The organism is Streptomyces sp. NPDC091682 (genome assembly GCF_044756625.1).
In the GTDB taxonomy this organism is placed as follows: Bacteria; Actinomycetota; Actinomycetes; order Streptomycetales; family Streptomycetaceae; genus Streptomyces.
In genome coordinates, this window is sequence record NZ_JBIVTH010000007.1 from 56,529 (window position 1) to 77,750 (window position 21,222).

General features: G+C 73.6%; 14 protein-coding genes. 2 read left to right on the top strand and 12 right to left on the bottom strand.

Features of this window, described 5'->3' with window-relative positions; all coding sequences use genetic code 11:
- Positions 1 to 3: 3 nt before the first annotated feature.
- The 11 genes from ACIQK6_RS17650 to ACIQK6_RS17700 all read right to left on the bottom strand — a co-directional run bounded on the left by ACIQK6_RS17650 (position 4) and on the right by ACIQK6_RS17700 (position 15,012).
- On the bottom strand, positions 4 to 2,829 hold the full coding sequence (locus tag ACIQK6_RS17650) for a tetratricopeptide repeat protein (RefSeq protein WP_402695139.1): 2,826 nt from the start codon (positions 2,827 to 2,829) through the stop codon (positions 4 to 6).
- Positions 2,830 to 2,834: 5 nt separating this feature from the next.
- Positions 2,835 to 4,124 carry a hypothetical protein gene (locus ACIQK6_RS17655; RefSeq protein WP_329107940.1) on the bottom strand — a complete coding sequence of 430 codons (1,290 nt, stop codon included), beginning with the start codon at positions 4,122 to 4,124 and terminating at the stop codon, positions 2,835 to 2,837.
- Between the two features lie 110 nt (positions 4,125 to 4,234).
- A complete protein-coding gene (locus ACIQK6_RS17660; protein WP_329107942.1) occupies positions 4,235 to 5,182 on the bottom strand; it encodes a glutamate ABC transporter substrate-binding protein in 948 nt (315 codons plus the stop codon).
- A 188-nt stretch (positions 5,183 to 5,370) separates the two neighbouring features.
- Positions 5,371 to 6,777, bottom strand: coding sequence for a hypothetical protein (locus tag ACIQK6_RS17665; protein ID WP_402695053.1), 1,407 nt, complete (start codon positions 6,775 to 6,777; stop codon positions 5,371 to 5,373).
- Between the two features lie 207 nt (positions 6,778 to 6,984).
- Positions 6,985 to 7,974 carry a BadF/BadG/BcrA/BcrD ATPase family protein gene (locus ACIQK6_RS17670; protein WP_329101988.1) on the bottom strand — a complete coding sequence of 330 codons (990 nt, stop codon included), beginning with the start codon at positions 7,972 to 7,974 and terminating at the stop codon, positions 6,985 to 6,987.
- Complete coding sequence (locus tag ACIQK6_RS17675; protein ID WP_402695054.1) at positions 7,965 to 9,230, bottom strand: 6-phospho-beta-glucosidase; 1,266 nt, start codon at positions 9,228 to 9,230, stop codon at positions 7,965 to 7,967. The genes ACIQK6_RS17670 and ACIQK6_RS17675 overlap by 10 nt, the downstream gene beginning before the upstream one ends.
- Positions 9,231 to 9,232: 2 nt before the next feature.
- Positions 9,233 to 10,087 (bottom strand): carbohydrate ABC transporter permease, encoded by an 855-nt coding sequence (locus ACIQK6_RS17680; protein ID WP_402695055.1) that lies wholly within the window; start codon positions 10,085 to 10,087, stop codon positions 9,233 to 9,235.
- Positions 10,084 to 11,028 (bottom strand): carbohydrate ABC transporter permease, encoded by a 945-nt coding sequence (locus ACIQK6_RS17685; protein ID WP_402695056.1) that lies wholly within the window; start codon positions 11,026 to 11,028, stop codon positions 10,084 to 10,086. Before ACIQK6_RS17685 ends, ACIQK6_RS17680 begins: the two co-directional genes overlap by 4 nt.
- Before the next feature lie 4 nt (positions 11,029 to 11,032).
- Positions 11,033 to 12,367 (bottom strand): ABC transporter substrate-binding protein, encoded by a 1,335-nt coding sequence (locus tag ACIQK6_RS17690; protein WP_329101996.1) that lies wholly within the window; start codon positions 12,365 to 12,367, stop codon positions 11,033 to 11,035.
- Positions 12,368 to 12,537: 170 nt separating this feature from the next.
- On the bottom strand, positions 12,538 to 13,767 hold the full coding sequence (locus tag ACIQK6_RS17695) for an ROK family protein (protein ID WP_402695057.1): 1,230 nt from the start codon (positions 13,765 to 13,767) through the stop codon (positions 12,538 to 12,540).
- Positions 13,768 to 13,929: 162 nt separating this feature from the next.
- Entirely contained in the window at positions 13,930 to 15,012 is a 1,083-nt protein-coding gene (locus tag ACIQK6_RS17700) for a mechanosensitive ion channel family protein (RefSeq protein ID WP_329102000.1), read from the bottom strand.
- Positions 15,013 to 15,298: 286 nt separating this feature from the next.
- On the opposite strand from ACIQK6_RS17700, the gene ACIQK6_RS17705 reads away from it, so the two are divergent.
- The gene (locus ACIQK6_RS17705) at positions 15,299 to 15,835 is read left to right on the top strand and encodes an HNH endonuclease (RefSeq protein WP_327385376.1); all 537 of its coding nucleotides are present in this window, start codon (positions 15,299 to 15,301) and stop codon (positions 15,833 to 15,835) included.
- Positions 15,836 to 15,980: 145 nt separating this feature from the next.
- Here the strand turns inward: ACIQK6_RS17705 and ACIQK6_RS17710 are convergent, their stop codons facing one another.
- Positions 15,981 to 18,977 (bottom strand): beta-N-acetylglucosaminidase domain-containing protein, encoded by a 2,997-nt coding sequence (locus tag ACIQK6_RS17710; RefSeq protein ID WP_402695058.1) that lies wholly within the window; start codon positions 18,975 to 18,977, stop codon positions 15,981 to 15,983.
- A 244-nt stretch (positions 18,978 to 19,221) separates the two neighbouring features.
- On the opposite strand from ACIQK6_RS17710, the gene ACIQK6_RS17715 reads away from it, so the two are divergent.
- Positions 19,222 to 21,219, top strand: a complete 1,998-nt coding sequence (locus tag ACIQK6_RS17715; protein ID WP_329102003.1) for a 4-alpha-glucanotransferase — start codon at positions 19,222 to 19,224, stop codon at positions 21,217 to 21,219.
- Positions 21,220 to 21,222: the final 3 nt, after the last annotated feature.

Here is a 21,222-nt window from a genome sequence, read left to right on the forward strand (position 1 = left end):
CACTCACACCCACGTCCGGGGACGGAAACGGTTTGCCCGCTCCACCAGTTCGATCCTTTCCTCGCCACGCCGCGCCAGCCGTGCGAGGACGCGGTACGAGCGCTCCAGTCCGAAGCGCAGGCCCCGCTCGTCCAGTTGACTGCCGAGCAGCGAGGTCCGGCCGGGGTCGGAACCCCGGCTACCCGACAGTACCCAGTCCAGGGCCGAGCCCAGAACCTCCGCCCGGAGCCGCTCCTGCCGCTCCGGGTCCAGCCCGAACCGCCGCAGGGCCTCCACCTGGTCCGCTGCGGCCGCCAGGTCGGCCAACAGCGGCTCCTGCGGGGACCGGTCGCGCAGACGTGCCCGTACGGCTGCCACCCGCGCGGCGGTGTAGTGGATGGACGCTTCCGGTACGGATTCCAGCGTGCGCACGGCTGCGTCCCGGTCCCCGGCGGCCAGTTGGACACGGGCCAGTCCGAAGGCCGCGCTCACGAATCCCGGGTCGGTGATCCACACGAGGCGGTAGTACTCCGCGGCGTTGTCCAGCTGACCCAGCACCTCCGCGCACAGCCCGAGGGCCAGCTTCGGCGCGGGCTCGCCCGGGAAGGCGTCGTAGATCGCGTCGAAGGACAGGGCCGCTATCTCGTCGTCACCGGTGGCCAACGAGGCGATGCCCCGGGCCCACACCACCCGCCAGTCGTCCGGGTGCCGGGCCTCCAGCTCCGCCAGGGTGCGTCCGGCCTCGGACAGTTCGCCCAGCTCCAGGCGGGCCCGCAGCTCCCGCAGCCGCAACTCGGCCGAGTCGGCCGGCGCCGCGTTCAGGGCGCCCAACAGGTCGCCCGGCGCGGAGGCCAGCAGACCCGTCAGGAACCCGGCGTTCGGGTCGGCCGCGTCCACCAGCGGTACGGGCAGGGCCAGCGCGGTGTCGCGCGCGTCGAGGGGCGTCGCTCTCGCGGAGGCCGGCTCCAGGGGCAGGAGTGCGGGCGCGGCCCCGGCCCCGGTCCAAGCCGCGGCCCCCGCGCCCTGGACCGCAGCGGGCGGCGCGGGTCGCGGACCCGGCACCGGCGCACCGGTCACGTGCGTGGCGGTGGTTCCGAGCGCGGCCACCCCCGCCCCGGCCGGCGGTACCGGGCCGGCGCCGCCCGGCGCGCTGCCGGAGCCCGCGTTCGGCGGGGTGCCAATGATGGGTGCCCGGCCCGGCGAGCCGGGCGCCCCGACGGCGTTCCCCGCGGGCAGGGCGGTGCCGCCGGGCGCGTGCGCTCCGGCCGCGGACCGGCCGCGGCCGGCGAGCCGGAACAACCCGCCGCCGCCGCGCCGCGGGGCGATCGGCCGGTAGCCCAGCCGGGAGACGGCGGTGTCGGCCGCGTCGGCGAACAGCTGGGTGTCCGGAACCCGCAGCTCCGGGCCGAAGAGGGTAGACAGCTGCGGCCGCGGCCGTCCCGTCTGCAGGGCGACCACCTCCCGCAGCACGCCCGTCAGCTGGTCCGCCATCTCCTGCGCGGACGAGAACCGCCGCCCCGGGTCCGGGTCGGTGGCCCGGACCAGCAGCCGGTAGAAGGACTCGTACCGCCGGAACACCTCGATGTGCTCCGGATCCGGCAGCGAATCCACGAACACATTGGTGTAGCCCTGGAAGTCGAAGGTCAGCACGGCCAGTGTCCGCGCCACCGTGTAGAGGTCGGAGGCGACCGAGGGGCCCAGCTCCGCGACCTCGGGGGCCTGGTAGCCCACCGTGCCGTAGATGGCCGACTCGGCGTCGTCCATCCGCCGTACCGCGCCCATGTCGATCAGCTTCAGCTGGTCCTGCTGCTGGATCGCGTTGTCGACCTTGAAGTCGCAGTACAGGAGGTTCCTGCTGTGCAGGTGGCCGAGCGCCTCCAGCGCCTCGATGCCGTAGGCGCACGCCTGCTCCACCGGCAGCGGGTCGCGCCGCCCGTCCGGCCGGCGCCGCTCGTTCGCGATCTCCTTCAGCGACTTGCCGCCGACGTACTCCATGACGATGTACCCGTCCAGCGAACCGGTCCGCTGGTCCAGGTGCTCCACGAAGTTGTAGATCCGCACGATGTTGGAGTGCTCGATCTCCGCGAGGAAGCGCCGCTCCGAGATCGCGGCCTCCATCGCGTCCTGGTCACCGGTGTCCAGCAGGCCCTTGAGCACCACCCACCGGTCCGCGACCGCCCGGTCCACCGCCAGGTACACCCAGCCGAGGCCGCCGTGCGCGAGGCAGCCCGCCACCTCGTACTGGCCGCGCACCACATCACCGGAGCGCAGCTTGGGCACGAAGGAGTACGGGTGCCCGCACTTGGTGCAGAACCCTTCCGTCCGGCCCGGACGGTCGCCCCGGGCGCGACCCACCGGGGCCCCGCAGTCCGAGCGCGAGCAGAACCGCTTGCGCTCCGGCACCTCCGGGTTCTCCAGGACCGCGGTCGAAGGATTCGGACGCGGCACCTCCGGCACGTTGACCAGTCCGGCGCCCAGCCGGCTGCGGCCCGAGGCGGCCGAGCCCGAACTGCGCACCGACACCGAACGGGTGGACGTGGTCCCCGACACCGAGCGCGACAGCCGCCCGGACACCGAGCGGTGCGAGGAGGAGGACCGGGAGGAGCGCGCCGAGGCCGATGACCGCGCCGAGCCGTGGGAGCCCTGCGAGCCCATCGAGCCGCGGGTGCCGCCGGAGCCCAGGGAGCCCCGGGCCGCGCTCGTCATCCCCGTCGGCGGCGACACGAGTTCGTCCGCGCCCGCCGCGATCGAACCGATCGGGGCCAGCCCGCACGTGTCGCAGTAGACCTCGCCGCCGCCCATGTCCTCGTACGTTCCGGGGCAGCCGGGACGAACGCACACGGTTCCGATCAGGCTCATGCGTCTTCCTCCCCCGGCCCCGCGGGCCGCTGTTCCTGGTGTCGCCCTTGCTCGGGCCGGTCCTGGGGCGGCGCCAACGACTCCGCCGTCGCCTGTTGATAGCGCAGGACGGCCTGCTCGGCGGCCCGCAGGTCGCAGGGCGCACTCCACAACATCCGCCGGGCGGCGTCGTACCGCTCGATCAGCAGGCGGTCCTCCGCCATTCCGTGGCGGGCCACCTTCGCCTTGTACGCGTCGAGCCGCCCGCGCAGCTCGGCCCGCACGGCCAGGGGCGCCGTCACGGCGGTCAACGATTCACGGGCCCGCCGGAGTTCCTCATCGGCGCGCTCCTCCAGCGATTCCAGCAGGGGTGAGAGCCGGTGCCAGCGGGCCTGGCGCCGGTGCTCGGCCGCCGCCGCGAGCTGTTCTTGGAGCACCGTGGGCGGGCCGCTCACCGCGGGCACCTCGGACGCGGCGATCTTCGCCAGTACCTCGCCGCGCGCGGTCCGCGCCTCCGCCAGGGTCCGGTCGGCCCGTGAGAGCACGTCCCGCAGGGCGATCAGCCGCTGCTCGGCGTCCTGCCGTACGTCCAGCACCGCCTCGATCTCACGGCGTACGTCCTCCAGTGCGAGCGCGGCCCGGTCGTAGCGGCCGGTGTCCGGACGGCCGCCGCCGGGCGCGGAGCTGCCCGTCGCCGGCAGCCAGAAGGCCAGCGGGTCCGCGATCACCCGGGTGCGCAGCTCCGTCAGCTCGGCGGTGATGTCCTCCAGGTCGTCGCCGGAGGGGTGCTCGCCCGGCCGCACGCCCACCGAGTGGGCCAGCGAGCGGGTGCGGTGCAGCTCGGCGGCGAGCAGGTCGATCCGGGCGGGCAGCGCCGACCAGACGGCGTCGGCGGCGACCACCACGTCCAGCGAGCGCGCGTACAGGCCGTTCATCCGGGCCACCAGCTCGGCGAGCGAGAGCCGCTCCGCCAGCGCGACGCCCTCGGCGGCGGCCCCGGCGATCAGCACTCCGGGCCCGCGCAGCCGCTCGGTCAGCTCGATCAGGTCCTCGCGGTTCGGCCAGCGGCGCCGCTCCCGTACCTCCCGGGCGGCGGTCAGGGCCCCGCTGTAGGCGTCGAAGTACGTCCACAGCCGGGTGATGTCCGCGTCGGCGGTCGTCCACCGCTCCTTGGTGGTCCCGCTCAGCGCGGCGCCCTCCAGCAGCCGGCGTCCGGCGTGGTCCTGGAGGGCGAGCAGCGAGGTCTCGACGGCCTCGTGCTCGGCGCCCAACCGGGCCAGGGCGCGGTCGACGTCGTCCCGGTCCATCACTGCAGACCCCACCTCCACCGACTGTGCCTCCGCTTCCGCCGCCGCCTCCGTGTCCGTCCTCGTATCCTGCCCCGCGCCCGGTCCCGTGCCCGAAACCGTCACGGGGCTCAGCCGTCCCGGTACTTGGGTGCGGGGGGCGCCGTCACACCGGGCAGCACGGGCTGCAGGTGCTTGAGGTACGCCTTCATCCACGGGCTGTCACCGCCGCCCGCACGGTAGTTCTCCAGCACCCTGTTGACCCGGCGGACCAGGTCCGGGGCGTCCTTGTTCATCGCCACCCCGTAGAACTCACGGGTGAAGGGTGAACCCACCAGCTGCACCGACGGGTCCTGGGCGGCCTGACCGGCCGCGAGGGCGTTGTCCGTGATGATGCCGTCGACCTCGCCCAGCTGCAGCCGGACCAGGCAGTCCAGCTGGTTGGCGACGGTGACCGGCACCGAGCCGTACGACTGGGCCTTCAGGGCGGCCTCCGCCGTGGAACCGGCCGCGAAACAGATCCGCCGGTCCTTCAGCGAGGTGTCGTACCCGGTGATCGGCGAACCCTTGGGCGCCAGCACCTGCTGCCCGGCCTCGAAGTAGGCCGTCGAGAAGGCGACGTCCTCCAGCCGCTTGCAGTTGATGGTCATGGTCCGTACGACGATGTCGACGCGCCCCTCCTGGAGGGCGGGGATGCGCTGACTGGTGGGGATGGCCCGGTAGATGACCGCGTTCTCGTCGCCCAGGATGTCCTTGGCGATGGCCTTCACCAGATCGATGTCGAAGCCGTCGAGGCGGCTGCCCTCGGCGGTCTGGTTGCGGTAGCCCCAGCGGAAGCTGTTCTGGTCCACTCCGGCGACGAGCTTGCCGGCCGCCTTGATCCGCGCGATGGCCGCCCCGTCCACGTCGGAGGGGCGCAGGCTGGCCTCGGGGTCCTGGCAGGTGTCGGCGAGGGCCCAGGGCGCGGCCGGGGCCGCCGCCATCGAGGCGGGCCTGTGGAGGGGACGGCCGGTGTCGGGCGTCGCATGGGCCAACGGCAGCAGGACGACTGCGGCGGTCGTCGCGCAGGCGATCGCCATCGCGCTCACCCCGCCCCAGCCGCGCAGCCGGCCGGCGGCGCGGCGCAGGCCCGACGCCGCGCCGGCGGTCGCCGCCCGCCCGGCCCGGCCCGCCCGGCTCTCCCGGGCCTCGTGGTTCCGGTGCTTCCCGTGCTTCCCGTGGTTCTCGTGACCTTCGGCGGCCCGCTCCGCTCGTATCCGCATCGCGCTCACCTGTACTCCGAGAGCCGGCGCCCGATGCCGAGCAGGGCTGCTGCCGCACCGACGACCACCAGGGCCGCGGCGCCCGTCACCAGTCCGCCCAGCGCGCCGATCCCGTCCTGGGCGGCCCGGGTGAACTCCCGCTGCTCGTGGGCGACGGCCTGTTCCAGCGAGGCGTCCACCGTGTCGAAGGCGGCGCCGCTGCTCTCCTTGTGCTTCTCGTCCCCCACGACCTGGGGCAGAGCGGCCTCGTAGTCCCCCTTCAAGTCCGCCTCCCGGGCCGCCGTGTGCCGCTGCTTCCACTGCTTCACGCCGTCCTCGGCCCGGCTGACGGGGTCCCGGCCGGCCGCGTCGTCGGCGAGCCGCAGCGCGGTCGCCAGCCCGGCGTCCAACTGCTTCATGTTGTTCGTGAAGTCCACGTCGTACTTGTCGGACTTCTTGTCCTCGGCCAGTACGGCGCCCCGCGCGATCAGGGTCAGGTTCTCACCGGCCCGTGCCTGGAGGGAGGCGATCCGCGCGTCGTTGAGCACCTTCATCGACTCCTGCCCGTCCGCCCGGGCCTCGCTCAACGAGGACCGTGCCACCGTGTGTCCCACGACGAGCCACAGCAGGACCACCACCGACGCGGCCGTCGCGGCCACCAGTCCGTGGTTGAGGACCCGGTTCGTGTGCCGGTAGTTGCGCCGCTGCGCCCAGACCAGGGCGGCGACCGCGAGCAGGCCCAGACCGATCGAGGCCAGCGGCCAGGACCGGGCGTCGTCGTGGTCGGTGTAGAGCCGCTTGGTCTCCGACTCGTACAGCCGCTGGGCGGCGGGCAGCAGCTGGGTGGTCATCTGCTCGTTGGCGTAACGGAGGTAGGCCCCGCCCAGCGGCAGGCCCTGCCGGTTGGTGGCCCGGGCCTGCTCGATCAGGCCGGTGTAGCGCGGGAGCTGCTCGCTCAGCAGGGTGATCTGCCGGCGGGAGTCCTCGTTGCCGCCGGTGTTGGCGGCCGCGCTCACCAGCAGCTTGGAGGCGTTGGCGATGTCCTTCTCGTACCGCTGGCGGACCTCGCGCGGTTCCTGGGCCCCCAGCAGGAACCCGCTGGAGGAGGTCGTGTCGGCGTCCGCCAGGGAGCGGTAGATGCTCGCCGCGTCCGCGCTCAGCGGCTGGCTGCGGCCCACCACGTCGTCGGCTGCCGCGGCCCGGTCGGAGATCTCCCAGACGCTCACGGTGCCGAACAGCATGATCAGGGCGGCCAGTACCGCGCCGATGATCCGCAGCCGGCCCGGCTCGGTGGTCGCCGCCTCGCGCAGCCGCTCCACGCCCTCCGCCCAGGCGGTCCGCCCGGGCGGACCGTCGGGCGGCGCGGCCGTCGGCCCGACCGGCGGCACGGAAGCACCGCCCCCGGGTGCGGGCGCGCGTGATGTGATCGCCACCGTGACCTCCCCCTCGGTCCTGTCGTCCTCCAGCCGACGCTGGGAGGTACCCCCTGCGCAGCAGTATGGCCGTAGTGCCGGTCGACCACAGCACCCGGTGCTGGATCCAGGGCGATCCGTCCCTGAGGGCCCCCTTCGTCGCCCCTTCACCGTCAATACGTCCGTATGGGCGCCACGGTTCCAGACCGGACGGTTTCCGGGGCGGGTTCACCTGAAATGGGTACGGAGTTTTTCATAGGCCTCGGGCGGTGCGCCGAGCGCGTCCAGGCCCAGCAGCCCGGCACCGAGCACCGGCGGCGCCGTGATCACGCGGATCCGGGCGCGCGGGGCCCGTTCGGCGAGGCCCGCCGCGATCCGGTCGTTGAGCTGCGGGTGTCCGGCGGCCAGCACACTGCCACCCAGCACCACCGGTACCTCCTGCTCCAGCAGGCCCAGGCGCCCCAGCGCCACCGATGCCATGGCCACCACCTCGTCCGCCTGCCGGTGCACCAGCGACAGCGCCACCGGGTCCCCGGCGGCCGCCACCGCGAACAGCACCGGTGTCAGCTCGTGCCGCCGCGCGTGCTCCACCCGGCCCAGGTGCATCGCCTCGATCAGCGAGGCCATCGACGGGTGGCCGAAGTGCGCGGGCAGCGCCCGGGCCAGCTCCGTCGGCCCGCCCCGCCCGTCCTCGGCCCGGGCCGCGAACCAGAGCGCCTCCTCGGCCAGTCCGCCCCCACCGCCCCAGTCTCCGGAGATCCGTCCGATCGCGGGGAAGCGGGCGGTCCGCCCGTCCGGGGTCATCCCGACGCAGTTGATGCCCGCCCCGCACACCACCGCGACCCCGCACGGGTCGGCGCCCGTCGGCAGCCCGGAGCGCAGCAGCGCGAAGGTGTCGTTGTGCACCGCCGTCGCGCGGCCCCAACCGCGGCGCTCGATCTCCCGCGCCAGCTCCTGCTCCTCCACCGGGAAGTCGGCGTTGGCCAGGCACGCCGACACCCGCTCGGCCCACGGCCCGGCCGCGGGGCCGGCGCGCAGCCCGGCGTCGGCCATCGCCCCGGCCAGCACGTCGACGGCCGCGGCCACCCCCGTGCGCGGCGGCTGGAAGCCCCCGGCCTGGCCGGAGCACAACACCGAGCCGTCCGGGGCGAGGAGCGCCACGTCCGTCTTGCTGTTGCCCGCGTCCATCGCCAGCACCGAGGGGAGGGTCACGCCCATGGCAGGTGCTCCTTGTTGTGCGCGAGGAGCCGGTCGGTCAGCCCTTCGGCCAGGTCGAACTGTCCGATGAGGGGGTGTGCCAGCAGTGCCTTGAAGACCCGCTCGCGCCCGCCGCGCAGGGCCGCGTCCAGCGCGAGGTCCTCGTACGCGCTCACGTGCGAGATCAGCCCGGAGAACAGCGGGTCCAACCGGGGCACCGCGAGCGGGACGGGGCCGGATCCGTCGACGCGGGCCTGCACCTCGATCACCGCGTCGTCCGGCAGGAAGGGCAGCGTGCCGTTGTTGGACGTGTTGACCACCTGTACGGCCGGCCCGCCGTCGCCCAGCAGGGAGGCGGCCAGGTCCACGGCGGCCTCGGAGTAGAAGGCGCCGCCCCGTTTCGCCAGCAGCGCCGGCTTCTCGTCGAGCGCGGGATCCCCGTACAGGGCGAGCAGTTCGCGTTCCATCGCCGCGACCTCGGCCGCCCGCGAGGGCTTGGTCCCGAGCTCCCGGACCACCTCGTCGTGGGCGTAGAAGTAGCGCAAGTAGTACGAGGGCACGACGCCGAGCCGGTCCAGCACCGCCCGGGGCAGCCGCAGGTCCCCGGCGACGGCCCCGCCGTGCGCGGCGAGCAGGGTCGCCAACAGGTCCTCGCCGTCCGGGCCGCCCCGGCGCACGCCGAGCTCCCAGGTGAGGTGGTTGAGGCCCACGTGGTCCAGGTGGATGTCGGCCGGCGCCAGGTCCAGCAGCGCCGCGAACTTCCGCTGGAGGCCGATGGCGACGTTGCACAGACCGACGGCCTTGTGCCCGGCCCGCAGGAGGGCCCGGGTGACGATCCCCACCGGGTTGGTGAAGTCGATGATCCACGCGTCCGGGTTGGTCCGCCGGACCCGCTCGGCGATGTCGAGGACCACCGGGACCGTGCGCAGCGCCTTGGCGAGCCCGCCCGCGCCCGTGGTCTCCTGACCGACGCAGCCGCACTCCAGCGGCCAGGTCTCGTCCTGCAGCCGGGCGGCCTGCCCGCCGATGCGCAGCTGGAGCAGGACCGCGTCGGCCCCCGAGATGCCCGCGTCGAGGTCGGAGGTGGTGGTGATGCGTCCGGGGTGGCCCTGCCGGGCGAAGATCCGCCAGGCCAGGCCGCCGATCAGCTCCAGCCGTTCGGCGGCCGGGTCGATCAGTACGAGCTCGCTGACGGGCAGGGTGTCGCGCAGCCGCGCGAAGCCGTCGACCAGTTCGGGGGTGTAGGTGGAACCGCCGCCCACCACTGCGAGTTTCATCGTCAGCCTTTCACGCCGGTCAGGGTGACTCCCTCGACGAACGCCTTCTGGGCGAAGAAGAAGAGGACGATCACCGGGGCCATGACCAGTACGGTCGCGGCCATCGTCAGGTTCCAGTTGGTGTGGTGCGCCCCCTTGAAGGACTCCAGTCCGTAGCTGAGGGTCCAGGCGGCCGGGTTGTCGGAGGCGTAGATCTGCGGGCCGAAGTAGTCGTTCCAGGCACAGAAGAACTGGAAGAGCGCGACGGCGGCGATCCCGGGCCGGGCCATCGGCAGGACGACGCGCAGCAGGGTGCGCACCTCGCCGCAGCCGTCGACGCGGGCCGCGTCCAGGTACTCGTCGGGGATGGTCAGCAGGAACTGGCGGAGCAGGAAGATGGAGAAGGCGTCGCCGAAGGCCATCGGGACGATCAGCGGCCACAGGGTGCCCGACAGGTCGAGCTGCTTCGCCCAGAAGAGGTACATGGGGATGACCACCACCTGCGGCGGCAGCATCATCATGGCGATCACGAGGAGCAGCGCGAGTCGCCGCCCGCGGAAGCGGAACTTGGCGAGCGCGTACGCGACGGGCACGGAGGAGACCACGGTCAACAGGGTGCCGAGTCCGGCGTACAGGAGCGTGTTGCGCCACCAGGTCAGGAAGCCCGGGGTGTGCCACACCTTCGCGTAGTTGCCCCATTCCCAGGTGTCGGGCCACAGGTCGCGGGTCAGGGCCTGCCGGTCGCCCATCAGGGAGGTGAGGAGGAGGAAGACGAAGGGGAGGACGAAGAAGAGGGCGGCGGCCACGCCGAGCGAGTGCACCCCGACCCAGTGCAGTACCGCCTTGGAGGATCTCCGTCCGGTGTGCGCGCTGCTCATTCACCTGCTCCGATCAGACCGCCACGGCGCCGCATCAGGAGCGCGGTGAAGGCCATGGAGAGGGCGAACAGGACGAGCGCGACGACGCACGCGGTGCCGTAGTCGAAGCGCTGGAACCCGAGGTTGTAGACGAGCTGGGGCAGCGTCAGGGTGGACTTGTCGGGATAGCCCGGCTCGAACTGTTGGCCCGAGCCGCCGATCACCCCGGCCGCGACCTTCCCCGCCACCAGCGGCTGGGCGTAGTACTGCATGGCCTGGATCACCCCGGTGACCACGGCGAACATGATGATCGGCGAGATGTTGGGCAGGGTGATGTGCCGGAACCGCGCCCACGCGCCGGCCCCGTCCAGCTCCGCGGCCTCGTACTGCTCCTTGGGTACGTCGAGCAGCGCGGCCATGAAGATGACCATCAGGTCGCCGACCCCCCACAGGGCGAGGGCGGTCAGGGCCGGCTTGGACCAGTCGGCGTCGGTGAACCAGCCGGGGGTGGGCAGTCCCACCGCGTCCAGCAGGGTGTTGACGGGGCCGGTGCCGGGGTTGAGCAGGAAGACGAAGGCCAGGGTCGCGGCGACCGGCGGGGCCAGGTAGGGCAGGTAGAACAGGGTCCGGAAGATTCCGACCCCCGTCTTGATCTTCGTGATGAGCAGGCCGATGCCGAGGCCGAAGGCGACCCGGCAGGTCACCATCACCAGGACCAGCCACAGCGTGTTGCGCATGGCCGGCCAGAAGAGCGGATAGTCCGTGAAGACGTAGCTCCAGTTGTCGAGGCCGTTGAAGGCGGGCTGACGGAAGCCGTCGTACCGCGTGAAGGAGAAGTACACGGTGGACAGCAGCGGGTAGAGGAAGAAGACGGCGAAGCCGATCAGCCAGGGGGACAGGAAGGCCGTGGTCCGCAGGGCGGAGCGCCGCCGCTTCGCGCGCAGGGGGTGGGCGCCGGTCATCGGGCTACTTCGCCTTCGCGATGTCCGTGTCGATCTGCTGGTCGGTCTTGGCGAGACCGGCCGGTACGTCGCCGACGTCGCCCTTCTCGACGGCGTACGCGAAGTCCGTGAAGGTCAGCTGGTAGGTGCCGCCGTCGGCCTTGGCCGGGGTGGTGCTGGACTTCGGGTGCCGGGCGATGTCGAGGAAGGTCTTGAACTCCGGGGTCACCTGCAGGTCCGGGGAGTCCAGGGCGCCGAACGTGGACGGGATGTTGTGGATGGCGTTGGCGAAGGCCACCACCGCCCCGGTGTCGGTCGTCATGTACTTGACCAGCTCCCAGGCGGCGTTCTGCTTCTTGCTGCCCGCGGCGATGCCCATGATCGTGCCGGAGAGGTAGCCCTTGCCGTAGTCGTCGGCCTGCTCGTCGGGCACGGGCAGCGGCGCGGTGCCGATCTCGAAGGAGACGCCGGCCTCCTTCGCCATCGGGGCCCGCCACTCGCCGTCGATCTGCATGACCACCCGGCCGGTGTGGAAGGGGTGTTCGGCGCTCCACTCGTCCCCGAAGGTGTTGCGGAACCGCTCCAGCTTCTCGTAGCCGCCGAGCTTCGCCACCAGGTCCTTCTGCGCGGTCAGCATCTTCGCGAAGGCCGGGTCCGCGGCCAGAGCGGACTTGCCGTCGGGGGTGAAATAGGTGGGGCTCCACTGGGCGGCGAGCCGCATGGGGGTGGTCTCGTAGCCGTGGAAGGTGGGCATCAGGCCGACCTGCTCGTACGAGTCGCCCTGGGGTTTGGTGAGTTTCTGCGCGACCTCGGCGAACTGGCTCCAGGTCTTGGGGGGTTCGGTGATGCCGGCGGCCGCGAAGGCGGTCTTGTTGTAGACGAGCCCGTACGCGTCGTGCAGCAGCGGCAGCGTGCACTGGTTGCCTTCGAACTGGGTGTACTCCAGCAGGGTTTTGGGGAAGACCTTCGTCTTGTCCACGCCGGACTTCGCGAGGAAGGGGTTCAGGTCGGCGAAGGCGTGGGAGTTGCAGAACGTGCCCACGCTGTCGGTGGTGAAGGAGGAGACCACGTCGGGGGCCTTGTCCCCGCCCGCCCGCAGCGCCTGGTTGACCTTGTCGTCGGTCATGTTGCCGGTGACCTTGACCTTGATGTTCGGGTGCGCCTTCTCGAACCGGGCGATGTTCTCCTCGATCGCCTTGGTCTCGCTCGGCGCGGACCAGCCGTGCCAGAAGTTGAGGGTGACGTCCGCCTTCGGGTCGTCGGAGGCGGTGTCCGCGCCCTGGCCCGTACAGGCCGTGGCGAGGGCGGATATCGCCGCGAGGACGGCGGTCGCGGTGGTCAGACGTCCGGTTCTGGGCATGGCGGGGCTCGCTCTCTGCAGGAGGAACTTCCGTGGGGGGTGCCGGGTGGGGGTGGCGGTGGCGGTGAGCCGTGCGGGGGTGCCGGGGTGAGGGGTATGCGGTGCGGGGGGTGCCGGGGTGAGGGGTGCGCGGTGCGGGGGAGGGCGCGGACGGCAGGCGGCGGGCGGGTTCAGCCCGAGGTGTCGAACACTTCGTCCCGGGTGGCGGCCAGCGCGCTCTCCAGCGCGCCGTGCAGGACGGGCTGCTCCCGCACCTCGCCGGGGACCAGTCGGGGCCGGGAGGGGGCCAGCTCGGCGAGTTCGGCCTCCAGCAGCGCGCGCAGCGGCTCGCCCCCCGCACTGATCGCCGCCCCGGACAGGACCACGATCTCCGGGTCCAGCACGGCGACGACCGAGGCGAGACCGGTGGCCAGTGCGGTGGCGTACGCCTGGAGGAACGTCAGCTGCGCTCCCTCGGGGGCGGCGGCGGCCCGTGCGAGCAGGGCGACGGCGGCGGCGACCTCCGGTCCGTGCGCGGCCCCGGGGGCGTTGGGTGCCCCGGGGGCGTCCGGCGGCTCCACGCCCAGTTCCGCGGCGAGTCGGGGGAGTCCCTCCACACCGGCCAGCTCCTGGTACCCGCCGGAGTTGGCCCGGGTGACCTGCCGGGCCAGGGGGCGGCCCGGTACCGGCAGGAAGCCCACCTCGCCGGCGCCGCCGGTCCAGCCCCGGTGCAACCGGCCGCCCAGTACCAGTGCGGCGCCGAGACCCTCCTCGTTCCACAGCAGGACGAAGTCCTCGTGGCCGCGGGCGGCCCCGAGCCGCTGCTCGGCGACGGCGGCGAGATTGACGTCGTTCTCGTACTCGACGGGCATCGGCAGCGCCGCCGCCAGCTCCTCCAGGAGGGTGGGGGAGTGCCAGCCGGGGAGGTGGCTGGCGTAGCGCAGGCGGCCGGTCTGGGGGTCGAAGGCGCCCGGCGTGCCGATGACCACCCGGTGCAGGTCGGTGCGGTGCAGTCCGGCGGCCTTGACGGCCCCGCCGAGGGCCTCGGTCACCTGGGCGACGGCCTCCGCGCCCTCGGTGTAGGGGACCTCGTGGGTGGCGACCACCGTGCCGGTGAGGTCGGCGACGGCCGCCAGGACCCGCTCCGGTGTGACGTCGAGGCCGCCGACGTGGGCGGCGCGCGGATTGATCGCGTAGAGCTGGGCGCTCGGGCCGGGGCGTCCGCCGTCCGTGCCGGTGGCCACGACGAGCCCGACCGCTTCGAGGCGGGCGAGCAACTGCGAGGCGGTGGGCTTGGACAGTCCGGTCAGGTGTCCGATGCGGGTCCGGGACAGCGGGCCGTGCGTCAGCAGGAGTTCGAGTGCGGCCCGGTCGTTCATGGCGCGCAACAGGCTGGGCGTTCCGGGCGTGGCGGCGGGCATCGAGCGGCTCTCCCTCACCGAGGCGATCTGTTAGGTAAGTTTCCTATCACCTGTTGAAGTGTGTCAATGCCGCTGCCCCGCAGGCCGTGTCATTTCACGGATGACCTGCGGGGCAGCGGGGCGAGCGGGGCTCGTGCGACGTGTGGCTACGCGGCTACGCGGTCACTTGGTGATCCGCGGGCCGGCCGGCGGCGGGATCGGGGCCGTGGCCAGCGACTGCGGGGAGGCCGGGTTCGCGAGGGCGGACGGCGCGGCGACCGAGGCCGACGGGTCCGCCGGGGCCTCCTCGTCCTCGTCGGGCGCCGGCATGCCGCCGATGATCCGGATGCCCGCGGCGTCGAAGGCCTCCTTGATCCGCCAGCGCAGCTCCCGCTCCACCGCGAACTGCTGGCCGGGCATGGTCTTGGCCGACACCTTCACGGTCATCGAGGCGAGCAGCACCTCGTCCAGGCCCAGCACCTCCACCGGACCCCACAGGCGCTCGTCCCACGGGGACTCCTTGGCCATGGCGTCCGCGACCTCCTTGACCACCTCGCGGATCCGGGACAGGTTCTCCGAAGGCTTGACCTGGACGTCCACGCCCGCGGTCGCCCAGCCCTGGCTGAGGTTGCCGATCCGCTTGATCTCGCCGTTGCGCACGTACCAGATCTCGCCGTTGTCCCCGCGGAGCTTGGTCACGCGCAGTCCGACCTCGATGACCTCGCCCGAGGCCACGCCCGCGTCGATCTTGTCGCCGACGCCGTACTGGTCCTCCATGATCATGAAGACGCCGGACAGGAAGTCCGTCACCAGGTTCCGGGCACCGAAACCGATCGCCACACCGGCCACACCGGCACTCGCGAGCAGCGGGGCCAGGTCGATCTTCAGGGCGGCCAGCACCATCAGTGCGGCCGTACCGAGGATCAGGAACGAGGCCACCGAGCGGAGCACCGAGCCGATCGCCTCCGAACGCTGGCGCCGACGCTCCGCATTGACCAGCAGTCCGCCCAGGGCGGTGCCCTCCACCGCCTCGGCGCTGGTGTTCATCCGGGTTATCAGCTTGGTCAGCGCCTTGCGGACCGCCGAGCGGATCACCGCCGCTATCACGACGATCAGCAGGATCCGCAGGCCGATGCTCAGCCAGGTGGCCCAGTTCTGCTCGATGAAGCTGGCGGCCTCGGTGACGCTCTCCTGCGCCTCCTTGACCGATGCGGGCGCGTCCGGAACGTCGGCTGCCAACGGCAGCAGAGCGGCGGGCCAGGGCACGACGGGAACCTCCAGGTGTAGCGGTCTGCCCGCGGAACCGGGGGGAGCCCCCGGACGGATCCGGGGACATGCGGGACAGACCAACCACACTAACGGGGCAATCCCTTCACCTTGGTGCCGTGTTCGAGGGAGAGACCAGACTCACCTGGGGATGACTGACTGTGGTTGAAAACACCTCGGACCCGTTACGGGCGAGTGGTGGCGTTTCGACCAGCCGTAAGGAGAGACTGGAGAACAGATCGTCCCGGCGCGAGCCACGCGCCGCCGGCGTACAAGGAGGCAGTCCGTGCCGCACGTCCTGGTCCTCAACGCGTCGTACGAGCCCCTCGGCGTCGTACCGCTCCGCCGCGCGCTCGTCCTCGTCCTGGAGAACAAAGCGGTCTCCCTGGAGGAATCCGGCGCCTATCTGCACAGCGCGACAAGGGTCGTCCCCGCGCCCAGCGTGGTACGGCTCAAGCGCTTCGTGCGGGTCCCCTACCGGGGGCCCGTTCCACTCACCCGGCGCGCACTGTTCGCGCGGGACGGCGGTCGCTGCATGTACTGCGGCGCCGTCGCCACCAGCGTCGACCACGTCATTCCGCGCAGCCGGGGCGGACAGCACGTCTGGGACAACGTCGTCGCGGCGTGCCGGCGCTGCAACCACGTCAAGGCCGACCGGCACCTGCTGGAACTCGGCTGGCGGCTGCGCCACCAGCCGGCCCCGCCGTCCGGGCTGGCGTGGCGGATCATCGGCACGGGGCACCGGGATCCTCGGTGGATGCCGTACCTCCAGCCGTACGGGGCCGAGGACGCGCTGGAGCGGATCGGGGTCGCGGCCGGTTAGCTCCGCAGGGCCGCCGGTTCCGTGTCGGGTTGTGCCCGTCGCGGACCTGCGGGCCGGCCTCCCGGGGCTCCGCCCCGGACCCCGCGCCCCAAACTCCCCCGGCTACCGCCGGGAGGTGCCCCCGGGCGGGGCCGGGGCGGCGGGGCTACGGGGTGACCGCGTAGGCCTCCGCCGACCAGAGCGAGCAGCCGTACTTCGTCGCGCGGGTCTCGCACGTGATCCGCAGGAAACGGGTGTCCGGGGCGTCCATCCGGAGCGACTCGCGGCCGCCCCGGGAGGCCTTCACGGTTGCCGCCGGGCGCCAGGTCACCCCGTCCGCGGAGGTCTCCACCCGGTACGCCGACGGGTACGCGTCCTGCCAGTGCAGCTCCAGCCGCCCCACCCGCGCCGGGGCGGGCAGTTCCGCCCGCCACCACGCGCCGTCCACCGCCGGGGACGACCAGCGGGTGGCCGCGGAGCCGTCCACGGCCGCCGAGGCCGGGAAGTCGGGGGTCTCGTTCGCCGAGGACGTCGCCCGCGCGGTCCGCAGCAGATCGGGGCCGCCGGTACGGGGCACCGCACGCACCGTCAGGGTGCGTGACTCCCCGTCGAAGGTCACCGGCACCTGGTAGCTGCCCGCCGGGGTGCCCGCGGCGACCGTGACCTCCAGCGGGATCGACACCTGGCTGCCCCGCGGGGCCACCGCGACCTGCGGGAGGCGGACCTCGATGCCCGCCGGCGGCTTCGCCGACAGCGGGCCGCGGACCTCGCCCGGACCCAGCGCGGACAACGTCGCCGAGACCCGCTGCGCGGCGCCGCCGATCTCGGCGTCGGCCGCGGCCCCGTCCGCCAGCTCGAACCGGGCCCGCGGGCCGTCCCCGAACCACGGCACCACCTGGTGCACCGCGGGCGCGGATCCGGCCCAGGACAGGCGCACCGCGTCCGCCTGCAGCCCCGCCGTCTCCACCTGGGTCCAGCCCGAGGCCGAGGCGTCGGCGACCTTGCGCCAGCCCTCGCCGGGTACGTGCGCCTCCACCGCGGCGCCCCGCGCCCCGGCGGGGAACGGGTCGGTCATCACGGTCACCGCCGACACCGGGCGCGGGGCGTCCAGCCGTACGGTCCAGGCCTCGGCCTCCTTCGTCACCGTGCCGGTCTGACGGGCGGCGCCGGTCCAGGCGTCGGCCTCGGCCACCGCCTTCGTCAGGAACGGGTCCAGGACGGCCTTGTCCACCCGGGCCGATCCCGGCTTCGCCAAGGTCGCCCGGACCTCGGCCAGGGCCCGGGAGGCCTTCCAGGCGGCCGCGCCGTCGCCGCGGGCCTGGGCCTGCAGGACGTCCACCGCCAGCTCGCCCGCCGTCCCGTAGCGCGCCAGGCGCTCCAGCCAGGGACCCGCCTCGCCCGACAGGGCCGGCAGCCGGTCCTTGGCCTCGCGCAGGACCGTGAACGCCTTGCGCAGCTCGGTCCCGGCCGCAGGGTCGCCCGCGGCGCGGGCCTTCCAGAACTGCTCGACGAGCGGCTTCAGGTACGCCGACTCCTCCTGCTTGAGCCCGGACGACGTGGTGTTCCCGGCGAGCGCCGCCATCGCCTGGCGCGCGCTCGGGTCGGCGCCCGTCAGGTCCCGCACCGCCGCCGCCCAGGACTCGCCGGGCCGGTAGCCGCGCGGGTTCCACGCGAAGTCCGCCGCCGTGAAGAGCGGGATCCGCGACAGGGTGCCCTGCGGCATCGCGTTGGCCAGCAGTGCCGCCGAACCGCCCGCGACCGCCGGCTCGCGGCCCGCGTACGGGCCGAGGAAGATCCGGCCCGGATCCCAGTCGTTCACCGGGTAGTTGTCCATGGTGATCAGCGGGTGCCCCAGGGCGGCGCGCGCGCCGGCCAGTTCCTTGCCCGTGATCGTGCGCGGCACCACGCCCACGCCCGTCCAGGCCACCTCCACCCGCGGGTCCAACGCACCCGCCAGGGCCGTCCGGTAGGTGGTGGCGCCCTCCTGGTAGTACTCCGTCGGCAGCAGCGACAGCGCGGGCGCCCCCGGGTAGCGGGCGGCCAGGTGCGCCGCCAGTCCTCCCGCGACCTCGGCGTGCGCCTTCGCGGCGGCCGCCGGGCCCTTCCCGTACCGCTCCCGGTCGGCCTTGCAGCCCCACTCGGAGTAGCTGACGTCCTGGAACTGCACCTGGAAGGCGCGGAAGCCGAGGTCCCACATCGCGTCCAGCTTGCGCGCGAGCGCCGCCCGGTCGGCCTCCGAGGACAGGCACATCGACTGCCCGGGGGTCACCGCCCAGGCCAGGACGACCTGGTTGGCGCGGGCCCGTTCGGCCAGCGCACGGAATTCCGCCTGCTGCTCCTGCGGGTAGTCCTGGCGCCAGCCCGTCGTGCGGTACGGGTCGTCGCCGGGGGCGACGAGCAGCCGGTTCTGCTTGGTGCGGCCCATGAAGTCGAGCTGGGCGAGGCGCTGTTCCTGGGTCCACGGCTGCCCGTAGAAGCCCTCGGTTATCCCGCGCACCGGCGCGGCCGGCCAGTCCCGCACCAGTACGCCGGGCATCTTCCCGCCGCCCGCCGCGAGCAGTTGGCGCAGCGTCTGCGCCGCGTGGAAGAGTCCTTCCGCGCCTATGCCGGCCACCGCGATCGTGTCCCGGCCGGCGTGGCGGCCGGCGGCCAGCCGGTACCCCCCGGCCGGCAGGTCCGACGGGGCGGCCGCGCCCAGCGCCCGCAGCGCTTGCTCCGCGTCCGCGTCCTGGAGCCGTACGACGGTGCCCCGTGCGGGCAGCGGTGCGCCGGGGGCCGACTCGTGGACGGTCCGTACGCCCGCCGCGCGCAGGGCGTCCCGCACCACCTTGACGGCGTACGGGTCGGCGCCGGCCCCCGCGACCAGTACGGCCTCGGTGCCCAGCGGCAGCTCGCGCGCCGGATCGGCGGTCATCGACTGCGGCCGCGGCCACACGGCGGGCCCCTCGGTGGCGGCCCGCGGGGCGTCGGCTCCCGGGTCGAGCACCGGCCCGGCGGCAGCGGACACGGGGGTCGCTCCGGGGCCCGCTCCGGGCGCCGCTCTGTCCGGTGTGGTGGGCGCCGCGAAGGTCCCGGGTGGCGCGGAGGACACGGCACCGCCCAGCAGCGTGCCGATCACCGCCACGGCGGCGGCGGTGTTCCGCCCCTTGCCCCTGAGCCGCACAGAGCCTCCTTGTCCCGAGTCGTCCCCCACTCGTACGAATGAGCCTGAGCCCACCATCCGTGCGGCGGGAGTGTCAATGCGAGTGGGTGATCTGCCCCGGATGCGACAGGAATGCGGTGCCTCCGAGTGGGTATGGACGCGGTGTTCCCCGGCGGCGTCCCACCCTCGCGAACCACCCTTGTGCCCCCATCATCTGACACATCCTCATGCTCTGAGGTCCGCACGTACGAAGGAGCGCCCGCAGATGGACGACCTGGCCCGGCTCGCTGCCCAGTACGGAGTCGCCACCGACTACCGGCCCGCCGCGGACGTCACCGTCCCGGTGCCGGAGACCACCGTCAGGGCGGTCCTCGGGCTGCTGGGGGTGGTCACCGACGACGCGGCGAGCATCCGGGCGGGCGCCGAGTCCGCCGCACAGGAGGCGGCCGAGCGGCTGCTGCCGCCCACGGTGGTGCTCTGGCAGGGGGACCGGGTGGCTCCGGAGCCCGCCCCGCTGCCCCCGGGCAGCCGGGTGCGGGTGCTGGCCGAGGAGACGGGGGAGGCGCTCGCATGGGGCCCCGCGCTGCCGCTGGGCGTCCACCGGCTCATCGCCGAGGCGCCCGACGGGCGCAGCGCCGAGGCCACCTTGGTCGTGGCCCCGCAACGGGCCCCGGCCGCGCCCGGGCGGGCCCACGGGCTGCTCGTCCAGCTCTACTCCTTGCTCTCCGAGCGCTCCTGGGGCATGGGCGACCTCGGCGACCTCGCGGAGCTCGCCCGTTGGGCGGGCCGGACCCACGGCGCCGGGTTCATCCAGGTCAACCCGCTGCACGCGGCCGTGCCCGGGGCCCCGACCGACCCCTCCCCGTACCGGCCGTCCTCGCGGCGCTTCCCGGACCCCGTCCACCTGCGGATCGAGGACGTCCCCGAATACGCCGACTGCCCCGACCGCCGGGCCCTCGACGAGCTCGCCGCCCGTGGTGGGGAACTGCGCCGCCAGGTCCTGGAGAAGGGCGCGCTGATCGACCGAGACGCCGTCTGGGAACTCAAGCGGTCCGCCCTGGAACTGCTGTACGCCGTCCCGCGCACCCCCGAACGCGAAGCCGCCTACCGGGCGTTCTGTGCCGAACAGGGGGCTCCGCTGGACGTGCACGCCACCTGGTGCGCGGGGCACGCGGGGGAGGAGGACCCGAAGGAGCGGGCCGATTTCCACCGCTGGCTGGTCTGGCTGACGGACGGCCAGCTCGCCGCCGCCCAGCGGGCCGCCCGCGGGGCCGGCATGACGGTCGGCATCGTCCACGACCTCGCCGTCGGGGTGCACCCGCAGGGTTCCGACGTCTTCGGGTCGCCCTGCTACGCGCGGCACATCTCGGTCGGGGCCCCGCCGGACGCCTTCAACGCCCGCGGCCAGGACTGGGGGCTGCCGCCGTGGCGCCCGGACGTACTGGCCGCCACCGGCTACGCCCCCTTCCGGTCCCTGCTGCGGGGGGTGTTCCGCTACGCGGGCGCCCTGCGGATCGACCACGTGATGGGTCTGTTCCGGCTCTGGTGGATCCCGGAGGGGACCCCGCCCGCGGAGGGCGCGTACGTCAGCTACGACGGCGAGGCCATGCTGGCGATCCTGGTGCTGGAGGCCCACCGGGCGGGCGCCCTGGTCATCGGTGAGGACCTCGGGACGGTGGAGCCGCGGGTCCGTCAGGAGCTGGCCCGGCGCGGGGTGCTCGGCACCTCGGTGCTCTGGTTCGAGCGGGACTGGGACGGGGCCGGGGCCCCGCTGGCCGCACAGGCCTGGCGGGCCGACTGCCTGGCCACCGTCACCACGCACGACCTGCCGCCCACGGCCGCCAAACTCGCCGGGGGCCATGTGGAACTGCGCGACCGGCTCGGCCTGCTGACCCGCCCGGCCGAGCTGGAGCGCGTCGAAGACGCCGCGGACACCGCCGAGTGGCTGGAGCTGCTGGACGGCCTCGGACTGGACACCAAGGGCGAGGAGGCCGCCGTACGGGCCCTGTACGCCTTCCTGCTGCGCACCCCCGCGCGGCTGGTCGGCGTATGGCTGCCCGATGCGGTGGGGGACCGGCGGCCGCAGAACCTGCCGGGGACCTGGGACCAGTACCCCAATTGGCGGCTGCCGGTCGCCGATGCCGCGGGGCGGCCGCTGACCCTGGAGGAGCTCGTGTCCTCGCCCCGGGCGAACGCCCTGCTGAGCGCGGTGGGGGAGGGCGCACGGCCTCGTACGGCACCCCCGGGCGCGCGCCCCGTTTAGGTG

What these genes read in the sequence shown, in the direction of transcription:
- ACIQK6_RS17655 (WP_329107940.1), bottom strand. Translation starts at nt 4,124, where the DNA reads ATGGACCGGGACGACGTCGACCGCGCCCTGGCCCGGTTGGGCGCCGAG.
- ACIQK6_RS17660 (WP_329107942.1), bottom strand. Translation starts at nt 5,182, where the DNA reads ATGGCGATCGCCTGCGCGACGACCGCCGCAGTCGTCCTGCTGCCGTTG.
- ACIQK6_RS17670 (WP_329101988.1), bottom strand. Translation starts at nt 7,974, where the DNA reads ATGGGCGTGACCCTCCCCTCGGTGCTGGCGATGGACGCGGGCAACAGC.
- ACIQK6_RS17675 (WP_402695054.1), bottom strand. Translation starts at nt 9,230, where the DNA reads ATGAAACTCGCAGTGGTGGGCGGCGGTTCCACCTACACCCCCGAACTG.
- ACIQK6_RS17680 (WP_402695055.1), bottom strand. Translation starts at nt 10,087, where the DNA reads ATGAGCAGCGCGCACACCGGACGGAGATCCTCCAAGGCGGTACTGCAC.
- ACIQK6_RS17685 (WP_402695056.1), bottom strand. Translation starts at nt 11,028, where the DNA reads ATGACCGGCGCCCACCCCCTGCGCGCGAAGCGGCGGCGCTCCGCCCTG.
- ACIQK6_RS17690 (WP_329101996.1), bottom strand. Translation starts at nt 12,367, where the DNA reads ATGCCCAGAACCGGACGTCTGACCACCGCGACCGCCGTCCTCGCGGCG.
- ACIQK6_RS17695 (WP_402695057.1), bottom strand. Translation starts at nt 13,767, where the DNA reads ATGCCCGCCGCCACGCCCGGAACGCCCAGCCTGTTGCGCGCCATGAAC.
- ACIQK6_RS17715 (WP_329102003.1), top strand. Translation starts at nt 19,222, where the DNA reads ATGGACGACCTGGCCCGGCTCGCTGCCCAGTACGGAGTCGCCACCGAC.